General features: G+C 79.0%; 15 protein-coding genes. 13 read left to right on the top strand and 2 right to left on the bottom strand.

The window, feature by feature from the left end:
* From VGB14_00245 to VGB14_00190, 12 genes are all read left to right on the top strand, one after another.
* Nucleotides 1-1,158, top strand: a 1,158-nt coding sequence (locus VGB14_00245) for an HAD-IIIA family hydrolase (GenBank protein HEX9991333.1), incomplete at its 5' end; no start/stop codon positions are given.
* A complete protein-coding gene (locus VGB14_00240) occupies nucleotides 1,155-2,186 on the top strand; it encodes a glycosyltransferase family 9 protein (GenBank protein HEX9991332.1) in 1,032 nt (343 codons plus the stop codon). The genes VGB14_00245 and VGB14_00240, both read left to right, overlap by 4 nt.
* A complete protein-coding gene (locus VGB14_00235) occupies nucleotides 2,183-3,148 on the top strand; it encodes a glycosyltransferase (protein HEX9991331.1) in 966 nt (321 codons plus the stop codon). Before VGB14_00240 ends, VGB14_00235 begins: the two co-directional genes overlap by 4 nt.
* A complete protein-coding gene (locus VGB14_00230; protein ID HEX9991330.1) occupies nucleotides 3,145-4,368 on the top strand; it encodes a glycosyltransferase in 1,224 nt (407 codons plus the stop codon). The genes VGB14_00235 and VGB14_00230 overlap by 4 nt, the downstream gene beginning before the upstream one ends.
* Nucleotides 4,365-4,976, top strand: coding sequence for an SIS domain-containing protein (locus VGB14_00225; protein HEX9991329.1), 612 nt, complete (start codon nucleotides 4,365-4,367; stop codon nucleotides 4,974-4,976). The genes VGB14_00230 and VGB14_00225 overlap by 4 nt, the downstream gene beginning before the upstream one ends.
* Nucleotides 4,973-6,352: a PfkB family carbohydrate kinase gene (locus tag VGB14_00220; GenBank protein HEX9991328.1), complete on the top strand. Its 1,380-nt coding sequence runs from the start codon at nucleotides 4,973-4,975 to the stop codon at nucleotides 6,350-6,352. The genes VGB14_00225 and VGB14_00220 overlap by 4 nt, the downstream gene beginning before the upstream one ends.
* A complete protein-coding gene (locus VGB14_00215; protein HEX9991327.1) occupies nucleotides 6,349-7,293 on the top strand; it encodes a glycosyltransferase family 9 protein in 945 nt (314 codons plus the stop codon). The genes VGB14_00220 and VGB14_00215 overlap by 4 nt, the downstream gene beginning before the upstream one ends.
* On the top strand, nucleotides 7,290-7,943 hold the full coding sequence (locus tag VGB14_00210; protein ID HEX9991326.1) for an HAD family hydrolase: 654 nt from the start codon (nucleotides 7,290-7,292) through the stop codon (nucleotides 7,941-7,943). Before VGB14_00215 ends, VGB14_00210 begins: the two co-directional genes overlap by 4 nt.
* 78 nt (nucleotides 7,944-8,021) lie before the next feature.
* The gene (locus VGB14_00205; protein ID HEX9991325.1) at nucleotides 8,022-8,588 is read left to right on the top strand and encodes a MauE/DoxX family redox-associated membrane protein; all 567 of its coding nucleotides are present in this window, start codon (nucleotides 8,022-8,024) and stop codon (nucleotides 8,586-8,588) included.
* Complete coding sequence (locus VGB14_00200; protein HEX9991324.1) at nucleotides 8,585-9,163, top strand: hypothetical protein; 579 nt, start codon at nucleotides 8,585-8,587, stop codon at nucleotides 9,161-9,163. Before VGB14_00205 ends, VGB14_00200 begins: the two co-directional genes overlap by 4 nt.
* Entirely contained in the window at nucleotides 9,160-9,456 is a 297-nt protein-coding gene (locus VGB14_00195; protein ID HEX9991323.1) for a hypothetical protein, read from the top strand. Before VGB14_00200 ends, VGB14_00195 begins: the two co-directional genes overlap by 4 nt.
* Nucleotides 9,457-9,464: 8 nt before the next feature.
* Nucleotides 9,465-9,752, top strand: a complete 288-nt coding sequence (locus VGB14_00190; GenBank protein HEX9991322.1) for a hypothetical protein — start codon at nucleotides 9,465-9,467, stop codon at nucleotides 9,750-9,752.
* 60 nt (nucleotides 9,753-9,812) lie between these two features.
* Here VGB14_00190 and VGB14_00185 read toward each other — a convergent pair whose 3' ends face one another.
* Nucleotides 9,813-10,592, bottom strand: coding sequence for a PRC and DUF2382 domain-containing protein (locus tag VGB14_00185; GenBank protein HEX9991321.1), 780 nt, complete (start codon nucleotides 10,590-10,592; stop codon nucleotides 9,813-9,815).
* A 118-nt stretch (nucleotides 10,593-10,710) separates the two neighbouring features.
* Nucleotides 10,711-13,563, bottom strand: a complete 2,853-nt coding sequence (locus VGB14_00180) for a SpoIIE family protein phosphatase (protein HEX9991320.1) — start codon at nucleotides 13,561-13,563, stop codon at nucleotides 10,711-10,713.
* A 42-nt stretch (nucleotides 13,564-13,605) separates the two neighbouring features.
* Here VGB14_00180 and VGB14_00175 point away from each other — a divergent pair.
* The coding region (locus tag VGB14_00175) for an enoyl-CoA hydratase-related protein (GenBank protein ID HEX9991319.1) at nucleotides 13,606-14,357 on the top strand (752 nt) is incomplete at its 3' end.

Raw genomic sequence — 14,357 nt, 5'->3', positions numbered from 1 at the left:
CGGCTGCGGGTGCCGCTGCCGGCCGGGCGGCGCCCGACCGACTGGGAGCGGAACGTGGCCGGGCTCCAGGACGCCCGCTGGGCGACCGCCGACCTGGCCTACCGGCGGGCCGCGCTCGTGGCCGCCGGCGGCTTCGACGAGCGGTTCCCACGCGCCTACCGCGAGGACGCCGACCTCGGCCTGCGCCTCACCGAGGCCGGCTGGCGCATCGTGCGGGGCGACCGGGTGGTCGAGCACCCCGTGCGGCCGGCCTCGCGCTGGGTCAGCCTCGCCCTCCAGCGGGGCAACGCCGACGACGTGCTGTTCCGGGCCGTGCACGGCCGGGGCTGGCGGGAGCGGGCCGGCATCCCGGCCGGGCGGCGGCCCCGCCACCTGGCCACGACCGCGGCCGCCGTGGCCGCCGCCGGCGCCGCGCTGGGCGGCCGCCGCCGCGTCGCCGCGCTGGCCGCCCTCGGGTGGCTCGCCGGCACCGCCGAGCTGGCCCGGGCCCGCATCGCGCCCGGCCCCCGCACCCCCGGCGAGGTGGCCACCATGGTCGCCACCAGCGTGGCCATCCCGCCGGCCGCCACGTGGCACTGGCTGGCCGGGTGGGCCCGCCTCCCCCGCCTGCTGCGGGCGCCGGCGCCGGCCGCCGTCGAGCCCCCGGCCGCCGTGCTGTTCGACCGGGACGGCACGCTCGTGGTCGACGTGCCCTACAACGGCGACCCGGCCAGGGTGGTGCCCGCGCCCGGTGCCCGCGAGGCGCTCGACCGCCTGCGCGCCGCCGGCGTGCCCACCGCCGTCATCAGCAACCAGAGCGGGGTGGCGAGGGGCCTCCTCACCGCCGACCAGGTCGACGCCGTGAACCGCCGGGTCGAGGAGCTGCTCGGGCCGGTGGGGCCGTGGCTGGTGTGCCCGCACGGGCCCGAGGACGGCTGTCGGTGCCGCAAGCCCGCTCCCGGCCTGGTGGAGCAGGCCGCCGCCGCCCTCGGCGTCGACCCGGCCAGGTGCGCGGTCGTCGGCGACATCGGCAGCGACGTGGACGCCGCGCTCGCCGCCGGGGCCCGGCCCGTCCTCGTCCCCACCACCGTCACCCGGCCGGAGGAGGTGGCCGCCGCCCCCGAGACGGCCCCCGACCTCGTCGCCGCCGTCGACCTGCTGCTCGGGGCCGGCGCGTGAGCGGCGGGACCGGGCCGCGCGTGCTGCTGGCGCGGCTCGACAACGCCGGCGACGTGCTGCTGATGGGGCCGGCGGTGCGGGCCGTCGCCGCCGCCGCCGGGCGGGTCACGTTCCTCGCCGGGCCGGCCGGGCGGGCCGCCGCCGAGCTGCTCCCCGGCGTCGACGAGGTGATCGAGTTCGCGGCGCCGTGGATCCTGGCGGACCCGCCGCCGGTGGACGCCGTCGAGGTCCAGCGCCTGGTCGACCGGGTCGCCGCCCTCCGCCCGGACGCCGCCATCGTGTTCGGCTCGTTCCACCAGAGCCCGCTGCCGACCGCGCTGCTCCTGCGCATGGCCGGCGTGCCCCTGCTCGCCGCCACCAGCGTCGACTACCCGGGCTCGCTGCTCGACCTCCGCCACCGGGTGGCCGACGACGTGCACGAGGTGGAGCGGGCCCTCGACCTCGTCGCCGCGGCCGGGTTCCCGCTCCCCGCCGACGACGACGGCCGCCTCGCCGTCCGCCGCCTGGGCCGGTCGCCGGTGCCGGCCGGCCTCGGCCCCTACGTGGTCGTGCACCCCGGCGCGTCCGTCCCGGCCAGGGCGTGGGCCCCGGAGCGCCACGCCGAGCTGGTCGCCGCGCTGGCCGGCGCCGGCCGCCGGGTGGTCGTCACCGGCGGGCCGGGCGAGCGGGAGCTGTGCGAGCTCGTCGCCGGGGGGACGGCCGTCGACGTGTCCGGCACCACCGACCTCGCCGACCTGGCCGCGGTGCTGGCCGGCGCCGACGCCGTCGTCACCGCCAACACCGGGCCGGCCCACCTGGCCGCGGCCGTCGGCACGCCGGTCGTGTCGCTGTTCGCCCCCACCGTGCCGGCCGTCCGCTGGCGCCCCTGGGGGGTCGCCCAGATGCTCCTCGGCGACCAGAACGTGCCGTGCGCCGGCTGCCGGGCCCGCGAGTGCCCCGTCCCCGGCCACCCCTGCCTCGGCTCGATCACCACGAGGGAGGTCGTCTCGGCCGTCGACGCCCTGGCGCCGCTCAAGGCGACGGCGTGAACATCCTGCTCTGGCACGTCCACGGCGCCTGGACGACGGCGTTCGTGCAGGGACCGCACACCTACCTCGTCCCCGTGCTGCCCCACCGGGGGCCGGGCGGCGCCGGGCGGGCCCGCACCTACCCGTGGCCGGCCTCGGTCGTGGAGGTGACCCCGGCCGAGTGCCTGGCCAGGGCCGACGAGGTCGACCTGGTCGTGCTCCAGCGGCCCGAGGAGCTGTCCCACCTGGCCGAGGTGTGGCTGGGCGGCCGGCGGCCCGGGCGGGAGGTGCCGGCCGTCTACGTCGAGCACAACGCGCCCCAGGGGCGGGTGAACGACCTGCGCCACCCGGCCGCCGACCGCGACGACGTCGTCGTCGTCCACGTCACCCACTTCAACCGCCTGTTCTGGGACACGGGGACGGCGCCGGTGACGGTGGTCGAGCACGGGATCCCCGACCCGGGCGAGCGGTGGACGGGCGAGCTGGACCGGGTCGCCGTCGCCGTCAACGAGCCCGTCCGCCGGGCCAGGGTGACGGGGACGGACCTGCTGCCCGCGTTCGCGGCGGCGGTCCCCCTCGACCTGTTCGGGATGGGGGTGGCGCCGCTCGCCGGCACCCTCCCCGGGCTCGAGGTGTTCGACGACCCGCCCCAGGCCCGGTTCCACGACGAGCTGGCCCGGCGCCGGGCCTACCTGCACCCGTTCCGGTGGACCTCGCTCGGGCTGACCCTGCTCGAGGCCATGCACCTCGGGATGCCGGTCGTCGGCCTGGCGACGACCGAGGCGGTCGAGGCCGTGCCGCCGGACGCCGGCGTGCTGTCGAACCGGCCCGAGGTCCTCGTCGACGCCCTGCGGCGGCTGCTCGCCGACCACGACGAGGCCAGGGTGCGGGGCAAGGCGGCCAGGGAGGCGGCGCTCGCCCGCTACGGGCTGCACCGGTTCCTGGCCGACTGGGAGGAGCTGTTCGTGGAGGTGATGCGATGAGGGTGGCCATGGTCTCCGAGCACGCCAGCCCGCTGGCCGTGCTCGGCGGGGTCGACGCCGGCGGCCAGAACGTGCACGTCGCGGCGCTGTCGGCCGCCCTCGCCCGCCGGGGGGCGAACGTCACCGTGTACACCAGGCGGGACGACCCCGACCTGCCCGACCGGGCCCGCCTCGGCCCCGGCGTGGTCGTCGAGCACGTGGCCGCCGGGCCGCCCGAGCCGGTGCCGAAGGACCACCTCCTCCCCCACATGGCCGAGTTCGGCCGCGTGCTCCGCCGGCGGTGGGCCGCCGACCGGCCCGACGTGGTCCACGCCCACTTCTGGATGTCCGCGCTGGCGGCCACGACCGCGGCCGCACCCCTCGGCCTGCCGGTGGCCGTCACCTTCCACGCCCTCGGCACCGTGAAGCGGCGCCACCAGGGGGCGGCCGACACCAGCCCCCGCAGCCGCCTGGCCGTCGAGGCCGACGTCGCCGCCAGGGCCGACCGCATCGTCGCCACCTGCACCGACGAGGTCGCCGAGCTGCGCCGGATGGGCGTCGACCACGACCGGGTCACGGTCGTGCCCTGCGGGGTCGACGTGGACCTGTTCAGCCCGGTCGGGCTGGTCGCCGACCGGTCCCCCGGCCTGGCCAGGGTCGTCGTCGTGACCCGGCTGGTCGAGCGCAAGGGCGTAGGCGACGTGGTCGCCGCCCTCGCCTCGGTGCCGGGCGCCGAGCTGGTGGTGGCCGGCGGCCCGCCCAGGGAGGGGCTGGGCGACGACCCCGAGGCCCGCCGCCTGGCCGCGCTGGCCGCCGACCTCGGGGTGGCCGGCCGCGTCCGCCTCCTCGGCCGGGTCGGGCGGGCCGACCTCCCGGCCCTGCTCCGCTCGGCCGACGTGGTCGCCTGCGTCCCCTGGTACGAGCCGTTCGGGATCGTGCCCCTCGAGGCCATGGGCTGCGGCGTGCCCGTCGTCGGGTCCGCCGTCGGCGGCCTGCTCGACACGGTGGTGGACGGCGTGACCGGCGTGCTCGTCCCGCCCCGCCGGCCCGACCTGCTGGCCGGCGCGCTGGCCGGCCTGCTCGCCGACCCGGTCGCCCGGCGGCGCATGGGCCGGGCCGGCGCCCGCCGGACCCGCTCCTGCTACGGCTGGGACCGGGTGGCGGCCATGACGGAGGACGTCTACGCCGGGCTGATCTCCGGCCGGGACGAGGTCGCCGTGGCCGCCGGGGCGCTGCCGTGACGGCCCGCTGGCTGGCCGGGCACGAGCACCTCGGCGACCTGGCGGCCGCCCTCGACAGCCTCGCCCTGGAGGTCGACCGGCTGGGCGACTGGGGCCGGCGCCTCGGCGTCGTGCTGCTCGGCGGCGGGCGGCTGCTGGCCGCCGGCAACGGCGGCAGCGCGGCCGAGGCCCAGCACCTGACGGCCGAGCTGGTCGGCCGGTACGTCGGGGAGCGCCGGCCGCTGTCGGCCATCGCCCTGCACGCCGAGACGTCCACGGTCACCGCCGTCGCCAACGACTACGGCTTCGACGAGGTGTTCGCCCGCCAGGTGGCGGCCCACGGCCGCCCCGGCGACGTGTTCATCGGGATCTCCACGTCCGGGTCGAGCGCCAACGTGGTCCGGGCCTGCCGGGCGGCCAGGGAGGTGGGCATGACGACCTGGGCGCTGACCGGGCCGGGACCGAACGACCTCGCCTTCGAGTCCGACGAGGCCGTGTGCGTCGGCGGTCCCACGGTGGCGGCCGTGCAGGAGGCCCACCTGGTCGCCTGCCACCTGCTGTGCCAGGCGGTGGACGAGGCGGTGGCCGGCGCCGCCCGCGACGCCGCCGCCGTCGGCGGCCGGGCGTGAGCGCGCCCCGCCCGCTCGTCGTCGTCGGCGACACCCTGGTCGACCGCGACCTCGACGGCACCGTCGAGCGGCTGGCGCCCGACGCCCCCGTCCCGGTGGTGGCCGACCCGGTCGAGCACGCCCGGCCCGGCGGCGCCGGCCTGGCCGCGCTGCTCGCCGCGGCCGACGGCCGCCCGGTCACGCTCGTCACCGCGCTCGGCGCCGACCCCACGGGGGCCGACGCCCGGCGCCTGCTGGCCGAGGCCGGCATCGAGGTCGTCGACCTCGGCACGGCCGGCGCCACCGCGCAGAAGGTGCGGGTCCGGGCCGAGGGCCGGCCCCTGCTCCGCATCGACCACGGCGGCACCGCGTCGCCGCCCCGGGGCTGGACGGCCGTGGCCGACGAGGCCATCGCCGGCGGGGCCGCCGTGCTGGTGTCCGACTACGGGCGGGGGATGACGGCCGACGCCGGCGCCCGCGCCGCCCTCGCGGCGGCCGCCCGGCACGCCCCGCTCGTGTGGGACCCCCACCCCAGGGGCACGGCGCCCGTGCCCGGCGCCCGGCTGGCCACCCCCCACCGGGCCGAGGCCGCGCCCGACGGGGACGACCTCGGCGCCGTCGCGGCCGCGGCCCGGCGCCTGGCCGCCGCCTGGCGGGCCGCCGGCGTGGCCGTCACCCTGGGCTCGGCCGGCGCGCTCTACGTGGAGGGCGACGGGCCGCCGCTCGTGGCCCCGGCGTCCCCGGCCGACGGCGACCCGTGCGGCGCCGGCGACCGGTTCGCGTCCGCGGCCGCCGCCGTCCTCGCCGACGGCGGCCTGCCGTCCGAGGCCGTGACCACCGCCGTGGCCGTCGCCTCCCGCTTCGTCGCTGCCGGCGGCGCCTCGTCCGTCGGCCGGGACCACCCCGCCCGCCACCGCCTGCCCGCGCCGGCCTGGGCGCCGGGCGCCGACGCCGTCGAGGTCGCCGCGGCCACGCGGGCGGCCGGCGGCACCGTCGTCGCCACCGGCGGCTGCTTCGACCTCCTCCACGCCGGCCACGTGCAGGTGCTGGAGGCGGCGCGCGCCCTCGGCGACTGCCTCGTGGTCTGCCTGAACTCCGACGACTCGGTGCGGCGGCTGAAGGGCGAGGGCCGGCCGCTCGTGCCCGCCGCCGACCGGGCCGCCGTGCTGCGCTCGCTCGGCTGCGTCGACGCCGTGCTCGTGTTCGACGAGGACACCCCCGAGGCCGCGCTCGACCTCGTGCGCCCGCACGTGTGGGCCAAGGGCGGCGACTACGCCGGCGTCGACCTCCCCGAGGCGCCGGTGGTCGCCCGGTGGGGCGGCACCGCCGTGGTCCTCCCCTACCTGGAGGGGCGCTCGACGTCGCGCCTCGTGGCGGAGGCGGCCCGCCGGGCGTGAGCCGTCCGGTGCTGGTCGCCGTGCGGGCGGCCGGGCTCGGCGACCTGCTGACCGCCGTGCCCGCGCTGCGGGCGCTGGCCGACGCCTTCCCCGGGCACCGGCGGGTGCTGGCCGGCCCGGCCCCGCTGGCCCCGCTCGTGGCCCTGGCCGGGGTGGCCGACGAGGTCGCCGACACCCGCTGGGTCGACGGGGTGGGCGCCCTCGCCCCCGGCCTGGGCGGCGCCGGCATCGGCGTCAACCTCCACGGCCGGGGCCCGGCCAGCACGGCCGCGCTGGCCGCCCTCCGGCCCGGCCGCCTCGTCGCCTACGGGCTCCCCGGCGGGCCGGCGTGGCGGGACGGCGAGCACGAGGTGGCCCGCTGGTGCCGGCTGCTGGCCGAGAGCGGGATCCCGGCCGACCCCGGCCGCCTCGACCTCCCCCGGCCGCCCGTCGACCCGCCCCCCGGGGCGGCCGGCGCCACCCTCGTCCACCCGGGGGCGGCCTCGCCGGCCCGGCGGTGGCCGGCCGACCGCTTCGCCGCCGTCGCCAGGGCCGAGGCCGGCGCCGGGCGGCCGGTGGTCGTCACGGGGTCGGCGGCCGAGGCGCCCCTCGCCGCCGAGGTCGCCCGCCGGGCCGGGCTGGCGCCGTCGGCCGTGCTCGCCGGCCGCACCGACCTCATGGGGCTGGCGGCCGCCGTGGCCGCCGCCGACCGGGTCGTGTGCGGGGACACCGGCGTCGCCCACCTCGCCACCGCCCTCGGCCGCCCGTCCGTGGTGCTGTTCGGCCCGACCCCGCCGTCGGCGTGGGGCCCGCCGCCCGACCGCCCCCGCCACCGGGTGCTGTGGGCCGGGCGGGTGGGCGACCCGCACGCCGCCGAGCCCGACCCCGGCCTGCTCGAGATCGGCATCGACGACGTGCTCGCCGCCTTGGACCGCCTCGAACGGGTAGGCGAGCCGGCATGAGCCCCCTCCGCGCCGTCGTCTTCGACGTCGACGGCACCCTCGTCGACAGCACCTACCTCCACGTCCTCGCCTGGTCCAGGGCCTTCGCCGACGCCGGCGAGCAGGTCACCATGGCCACCATCCACCGCCAGATCGGCAAGGGCGCGCCGGACCTCGTCCGCGAGCTGCTGGGGCGGGACGACGAGGCGGTGGTCGACGGCCACGGCCACCACTTCTCGAAGCTGCACCCCGAGATCCGGGCCTTCCCCGGCGCCGGCGACCTCCTGCGGGCCATCGCCGGCCGCGGCATCCGGGTCGTGCTGGCGACGTCGGCCAAGGAGGAGGACGACGAGGTCAACCGCAAGGCCGTCGACGCCGACGCCGCCGTGGCCGCGCGGACGACGCCGGCCGACGTCGAGGAGGCCAAGCCGGCGCCCGACCTGTTCCAGGCCGCGCTCGACCACGTCGGCGTTGCTGCGGCCGACGCCGTCGCCGTCGGCGACTCGGTGTGGGACGTGGAGGCGGCCGCCCGGGCCGGGATGGCGTGCATCGGGGTGACGTGCGGCGGCCTGTCGCCCGCCGAGCTCCGCGAGGCCGGCGCCCGCGACGTGTACGAGGGCCCCGAGGACCTCGCCCGCCACCTCGACGACTGGCTGCGCCCCGGCGGCTGACCGTCCGACCGCCACCATTGACAGTGGTGAGGAACGGGCTCAGAGTGGTCTGAAACGACCTCGGCGGAGGCGGTCGGATTGGCGGAAGCGGCCCAGTGGTGTCGGTTCGTGCTTGCGACGGTGTTCGCCGTCGCGGCCACGGCGAAGCTCGGCGACCGCGCCGCGTTCACGACCGCCGTCGCCGGCTACCGGCTGCTCCCCGACCGCTGGGCGGCACCGGTGGCCCGCCTGCTGCCGCCGCTCGAGCTGGCCGCCGCCGTGCTGCTCGTGCTGGGCGTGGCCACCGGGCCGGTGGCCGCCGCGCTCGGCGCGCTGCTCGTCGCCTTCGTCGTCGCCGTGGCGGCCAACCTGGCGACGGGCCGCCGCATCGACTGCGGGTGCTTCGGCGCCACCGTCGAGCGGCGCCTGTCGTGGTGGACGGTGGGGCGCAACCTCGCGCTCGTTGCCGCGGCCGCGGTCGTCGTCGCCGACCCGCCCGCCGCGCTGTCGCTCGCGCCCCTCGCCGGCGACCCCGGCCCGGCCGACCGCACGGCCGAGGCGGCGGCGATGCTGGCCGCCGGGTCGCTCACGGTGCTCGCCGCCCTCCTCGCCTCGGGCGGCGCCACCGTCGCCGCGGCCGCCCGCCGGGTGGAGCGCCGGGCGTGAGCGGCCCGTGGATCGCGGCCGTGCTCGCCCTGTGGGCCGTCGTCGTCCTCCTCGCGGTGCTCGTGCTCGGGCTGCTGCGGCGGATCGCGCCGGTGCTCGAGCAGGCCGAGCGGGCGGCCAGGGCCGGGCTGGCCATGGATGCCGACCTCGGCGCGCCGGACGGCACGACGGTGCCGTCGTTCGCCGTCGTCGACGCCGCCGGGCGGTCGGTGCCGTTCGAGGACGTCGGCCCGGCCGACCGGGTCGTCCTGTTCGTCGACGCCGACTGCCCGGCCTGCGGCGCGGTGACCGCCGGCCTCGCCGCCGACCCCGCCACCGCGACCCTTCCCCTCGTCGTCGTCACCGGCCGGTCGACGCCGCCGTCGCGCTACGACGCCCTCGCCGCCATCGGCGTCCCCGTCGTCGGCCAACCCGACGGCGCCGCCACGACCGCCTTCGCCCAGCGGGCCTTCCCGCTCGCCTTCGCCGTCGCCGGCGGCACGGTCGTCGCCTCCGCCGTCCCCGGTTCGGTCGCCGACCTCGAGCGCCTGGCCGGCCTCCTGTCCCACCGCGACGCGTCGAGGAGCCGCCCGTGACCGAGCCCGACCCGATCCCCACCGAGCCCCGCCGCCGGTTCCTCCGCCGCCTCGGCACCACGATCGCCGCCGGGATCGGCCTCGTCGCCTTCCGCGCCGACGGCCCCGCCGGCGCCGCCCACCGGCGCACCAACGCCTGCACGCTCTACTGCCGTTCGGTCGGCTGCCCGACGGACGGCTGCGGCCAGGGCCAGTACCGCTACTCGTGCACCGACGCGTGCGACGGCACGACGTTCGACTACTGCATCACCGGCTCGTGCACGGCCCGCTGCCTGTCCACCGTCTGCCCCTAGGAGGCGACATGGCCGATTCATCCGCCGCCGGCGAGTCGCGGCGGCGCTTTCTCCGGCGAGTCGGCACGACGTTGGCGGCCGGCGTCGGGCTGGCCGCGTTCGGCGCCGACCGGTCCGGCGCCCGCCCGCACCGCGGCACGAACGCCTGCGCCATCTTCTGCACCCCGCTGTGCGGGCAGCAACCGTGCCCGGCCGGCCAGAACTACTTCTCCTGCGACGACCGGTGCTCGGGCCCGTGGAAGGCCTGCCTCTCGCACGCGTGCTCGAGCTACTGCTTCAGCCAGTACGCCTGCTGAGCCCGGACGCGTGACGGGCGCCGCCTCGCTCGGCGGCGCCCGTCACGTCCGGTGCGGGACCTACAGGCCCCGGCCGACCTCGCCCTCGGGCTCGATGACCTCCTTGCGGACGTCCTCGCTGACCTGGCGCTCCTCGGTCACCGTCTCGGTGTCGAGGCGCACCCGCTCCTTGGGGACGACCTGCTTCTGCACGACCGGCTGCTCCTCGGTGAGCACGACCTCGTGCTCCTCCTCGGAGATGGCCGGGCCGTCCATGGCCTGGCCGACGTTGGCGTCGGTGATCGGCTCCCGCTCGAGGCGGGCGACCTCCTTCTGCACCGGCACGGTCGTGGTCACGTTCTCGGTGACGACGTACTTGCGCAGCCGGGCCCGCCCGACCTCCTGGCGCTGGGTGCCGACCGCGAGCTCCTCCTCGGAGCGGGTCATGGCCTCGTCCGTCGTCGGCCCGCTGGTGTCGTAGCCGGTCGTGCCGGTGGTCTCGCCGTAGCCGGCCGACGTGGTGTCCTGGTCGTAGGACCACTCGCCGAAGGACCGGCCGTAGTGGGTGTAGAGCGCCTGCTCCTCCTCCGGCGACAGGTGGCCGTCGGGCGCCGCGCTCGGCGCGCTCTTCACCTGGTCCTTGGTGTACCGGACCATCACGTCGTCGCCCGACGCCGAGGCGCCCTCGAGCGGGACGAAGCTGCGGTTGCGGCCCAGCAGCCCGGTGGTCACGGCGAGCCACTCGGGCTGGCCGGTGGCGTCGTCGAGGTAGACGTCGTCGATCGTGCCGATCTTGTCGCCGCTCTGGTCGACGAGCGTCCGGCCGACCCAGGCGGTGACGTCAGCGGTCTGGTTGCTCATCCGTGCTCCTGCTCTCGCTGCGGTCGTGGTGTCGGCGGACGCGCCTACCCATCGTCACCCCGGACAAGCACGTTTACTGAGAAACGCTGCGGGGAATGGGCGGCGCGACGTCGCCCGGTCACCCGGCGATGCGCACGACGAGGACGGCGAGGTCGTCGTCGGACACGCCGCCCTGGAACGCCAGCGCGGCCGACTCGACGGCGTCGGCCACCTCGTCGGCGCTGCCGCCGGCGGCGGCGGCGAGCACGGCCGCCAGCCGGGCCTCGCCGAACTGCTCCCCGTCCCGCCGGGCCTCGGTCACGCCGTCGGTGTAGAGGACGACGGCGTCGCCGGGGCGGAGCACGTCGACGTGCTCGGTGAGCGCCGGCTCGGCCACGACCCCGAGCACGGTGCCGGCGCACGGCGCGACCTCGACGGCCCCGCCGGCCCGCACGACGATCGGCAGCGGGTGGCCGCCCGACGCCGTCGCCACGGCGGCCCGGTCGCCGTCGAGCACCAGCCGGACGACCGCGGCCGAACCGAACCGGCTGTCGTCCACCTGCCCGAGCAGGGCCTGGTTGACGGCGGCGAGCACCCGCCGGGGCGACCGGGCCCGCACCGACGCGGCCCGGACGCTGTGGCGGAACAGCCCGGTCAGGGCGGCGGCCTCCGGCCCCTTGCCGCAGACGTCGCCGATGACGGCGACGAGGGCGCCGTCGCCGGTCTCGAACGCGTCGTAGAAGTCGCCGCTGATGTCGGCCCCGCCGGCCGACGGCCGGTAGCGGGCGGCCAGCTCCACGCCGTGCACGTCGGGCAGGGCCGGCGGCAGCAGGCTGCGCTGGAGGGTCGCCGCCACCCGGCTTCGCTCCTCGAACAGGCGGGCGTTGTCGACGGCGACGGCCGCCCGGCCGGCCAGGTCCTCGGCCAGGGCGAGGTCGTCGGCGCCGTAGCGGCGGGAAGGGCCGGCCACCACGAGGGTGAGCACGCCGACCACCCGGCCCCTGGCGACGAGGGGGACGACGACGGCCGACCGGGGGTCGAGCCGCCGCAGCAGCGCGAGGTGCTCGCCGGCGGCGACGGCCTCCACGTCGGCGTCCCCGATCTCGGCCACGAGGCTGCTCTCGCCGGTGGCGGCGGCCCGGCGGGTGCTCCACAGGCCGTCGCCCCCGGCCGCCAGCCGGGCCCGCCGGGCCTCGACGACGGCGCCGACCATCGCCGGGTCCCGGTGGGCCAGGGCGACCTGGCGCAGGCGGCCCGACTCGTCGACGGCGTCGACCACGCACCAGTCGGCCAGGCGGGGGACGGCCAGGCGGGCGACCGTGGCGAAGGTCTCCGCGGCGTCGAGCGACCTCGACAGCGCCACGCTGGCGTCGGCCAGGAAGGCCAGCCGCTCCCTCGCCGCCTCCGCCTGGACGCGGGCCTCCCGCTCCACCTCCTGGGCCCGGCGCCGCTCGGTGACGTCGATGGCGACGCCCACCACCCGCCCGGCGACGGTCGTGCCCCTCGCCTCCACCCACCGCACGGCCCCGTCGGGCGGCACGACCCGGAACACCAGCTCGAAGCCGCCGCCCTCGTCGACGGCCCGGCCGACGTCGGCGACGAGGCGGTCGCGGTCGTCGGGGTGGACGGCGTCGACGACCGCGCCGACCGGGTGCTCGAGGCCGAGCCCGACGACGGTGGCGGTCGACAGCGCCTCGGTCCACCGCACCGAGCCCGACGCCAGGTCCCACTCGAACGAGCCCATGCGGCCGGCCTCGAGCGCCATGACGAGGCGCCGGCGGCTGTCGCGCACGTCGTCCTCGGCCTGCTGGCGGACGGCGGCGGCGGCGAGCGTGGTGCCGACCGCCCGCAGGAAGGCGGCGTCGGCCTCGGGCACCGGCCCGCCGTCGCGCCGGCGGGCGACGAGCGGGCCGGGCGGGTGGGCGGCGGCGAGCACCGCCACCTCGCCGGGGGCCGCCGGCTCGCCGGGGACGAGGTCGGCGCCCACGGTGGCGGCGACGGCGTCCGCGGCCAGCGCCACGAGCAGGTCCACCGGCGCGCCGGACAGCGCCTCCCGGCCGAGGTCGGCGACGGCCCGCTGCTCGGCGGCGGCCCTGGCGGCCTCGGCCGACGCCGCCCGCTCCCCGGTCACCTCGACCAGCACGAGGCCGGTGGCCGCCGCGCCGGCGCCGGCGGCCACCGGGTAGGCCGACGCGAGCCACACCCGGTCGCCCAGGGCGACCTCCTCGTGCTCCACCCGCTCGCCGTCGGCCGCCCGGGCCACGAGCGGCACGACCACGCCGGCCAGGCCGGGCACCACGTCGGCCAGCGGCCGGCCCCGGCACTCGTCCACCGAGCACGCGGCGAGCGCGGCCATGGCGTCGTTCAGCCGGCCGACGCGGCCGTCGGCGGCCACGAGCGCCATGGCGACCGGCGCCCCGGCCAGCAGCGCGTCCCGCTCCCGGGCGGCGGTCTCGGCCTCGCGGCGGAGGCGGGCCGCCTCGACGGCGGCCGAGCACCGGCGGGCCAGGTCCTCCAGCACGGGCAGGTCGGCGGGGCGGAACCGCCGCCCGGACGGGCCGTGGACGAGCAGCATCCCGCCGAGCAGCCGGCCGCCGGCCACGAGGGCGACCGACGCCGCCGACCGGCACCCCAGCCGGCCGTACAGCGCCCGGACCTCGGGGCCGATGCCGGTGCGGGCGATGGCGTCGTCGTCCACCTCCTCGTACACGAGGACGTGCCCGGTCGGCGACGCCTCGTGCGGGCCGATGGGGCCGGCCGGCACGAGCGCCGGGTGGGCGGCGAGGGCGGCGGCGGCGTCGGCGAGGCCGCGGTCGGCGTGCACGACGGCGACCCGCCGGAAGCGGCCGTCGGGCTCGCGCACGGCGACGCTCACCCAGTCGGCGAAGGCCGGCACGACGAGCCGGGCCATGGCGGCGAGCGCCGCCTCCTCGTCGCGGCTGGCGGCCAGCTCCCGGCCGACGGCCGTCAGCACGTCGAGCGGCCCGAGCACCGGCCGGAGTGTACGGGCGCGCCGGCGTGCGAGCCTGGGCCGATGGACCAGACCCCCGTTCGCACGGAGGTGGCCGGCGGGGTGGCGACCGTCACCCTCGACCGGCCCCACCGCCTCAACGCCTGGACGGCCGGGATGGAGGCGGCCTACCGGACGGCGATGGCCGAGGCCGACGCCGACCCGGCCGTGCGGGCCATCGTCGTCACCGGGGCCGGGCGGGCCTTCTGCGCGGGCGCCGACACGGGCGCGCTCGACCGGCTGGCCGAGGGCGCCGCCTACGACACCGGCTCGGCGCCGCCGGTCCCGATCCCCGGCTCCGGCCGGCCCGACTTCGCCCACGCGTTCTCGTTCCACCTGGGGCTGTCGAAGCCGGTGCTGGCCGCCGTGAACGGCGCCGCCGCCGGCGTCGGCCTCGTCCTCGCCTGCTTCTGCGACCTCCGCTACGCCGCCGCCGGGGCCAAGGTGACGACGGCGTTCGCCCGCCTCGGCCTGCCCGCCGAGCACGGGCTGTCGTGGGTGCTCCCCCGCCTGGTCGGGCCGGCCAACGCCGCCGACCTGCTCCTCACCGGCCGCATCCTCCTCGCCGAGGAGGCGGCGGCCATGGGCCTGTTCAACGCCGTGCTCCCGGCCGGCGAGGTGCTGGCCCACACCCGGGCGGTGGCGGCCCGGCTGGCGACGGAGGTGTCGCCCCGGTCGCTGCGGGTCGTCAAGGCCCAGCTGTGGGCCGACCTCGGCGGCTCGCTCGACGCCGCCTGCACGGCCGCCGAGGACCACATGCACGCCATGATCGGCGG

Source organism: Acidimicrobiales bacterium (assembly GCA_036399815.1).
Taxonomy (GTDB): domain Bacteria; phylum Actinomycetota; class Acidimicrobiia; order Acidimicrobiales; family DASWMK01; genus DASWMK01.
This window is presented reverse-complemented; position numbering and strand designations above follow the sequence as displayed.

Excerpts from the sequence above, each read along its gene's own strand:
- VGB14_00230 (HEX9991330.1), top strand. The coding sequence starts at position 3,145 with ATGAGGGTGGCCATGGTCTCCGAGCACGCCAGCCCGCTGGCCGTGCTC.
- VGB14_00185 (HEX9991321.1), bottom strand. The coding sequence starts at position 10,592 with ATGAGCAACCAGACCGCTGACGTCACCGCCTGGGTCGGCCGGACGCTC.
- VGB14_00210 (HEX9991326.1), top strand. The coding sequence starts at position 7,290 with ATGAGCCCCCTCCGCGCCGTCGTCTTCGACGTCGACGGCACCCTCGTC.
- VGB14_00190 (HEX9991322.1), top strand. The coding sequence starts at position 9,465 with ATGGCCGATTCATCCGCCGCCGGCGAGTCGCGGCGGCGCTTTCTCCGG.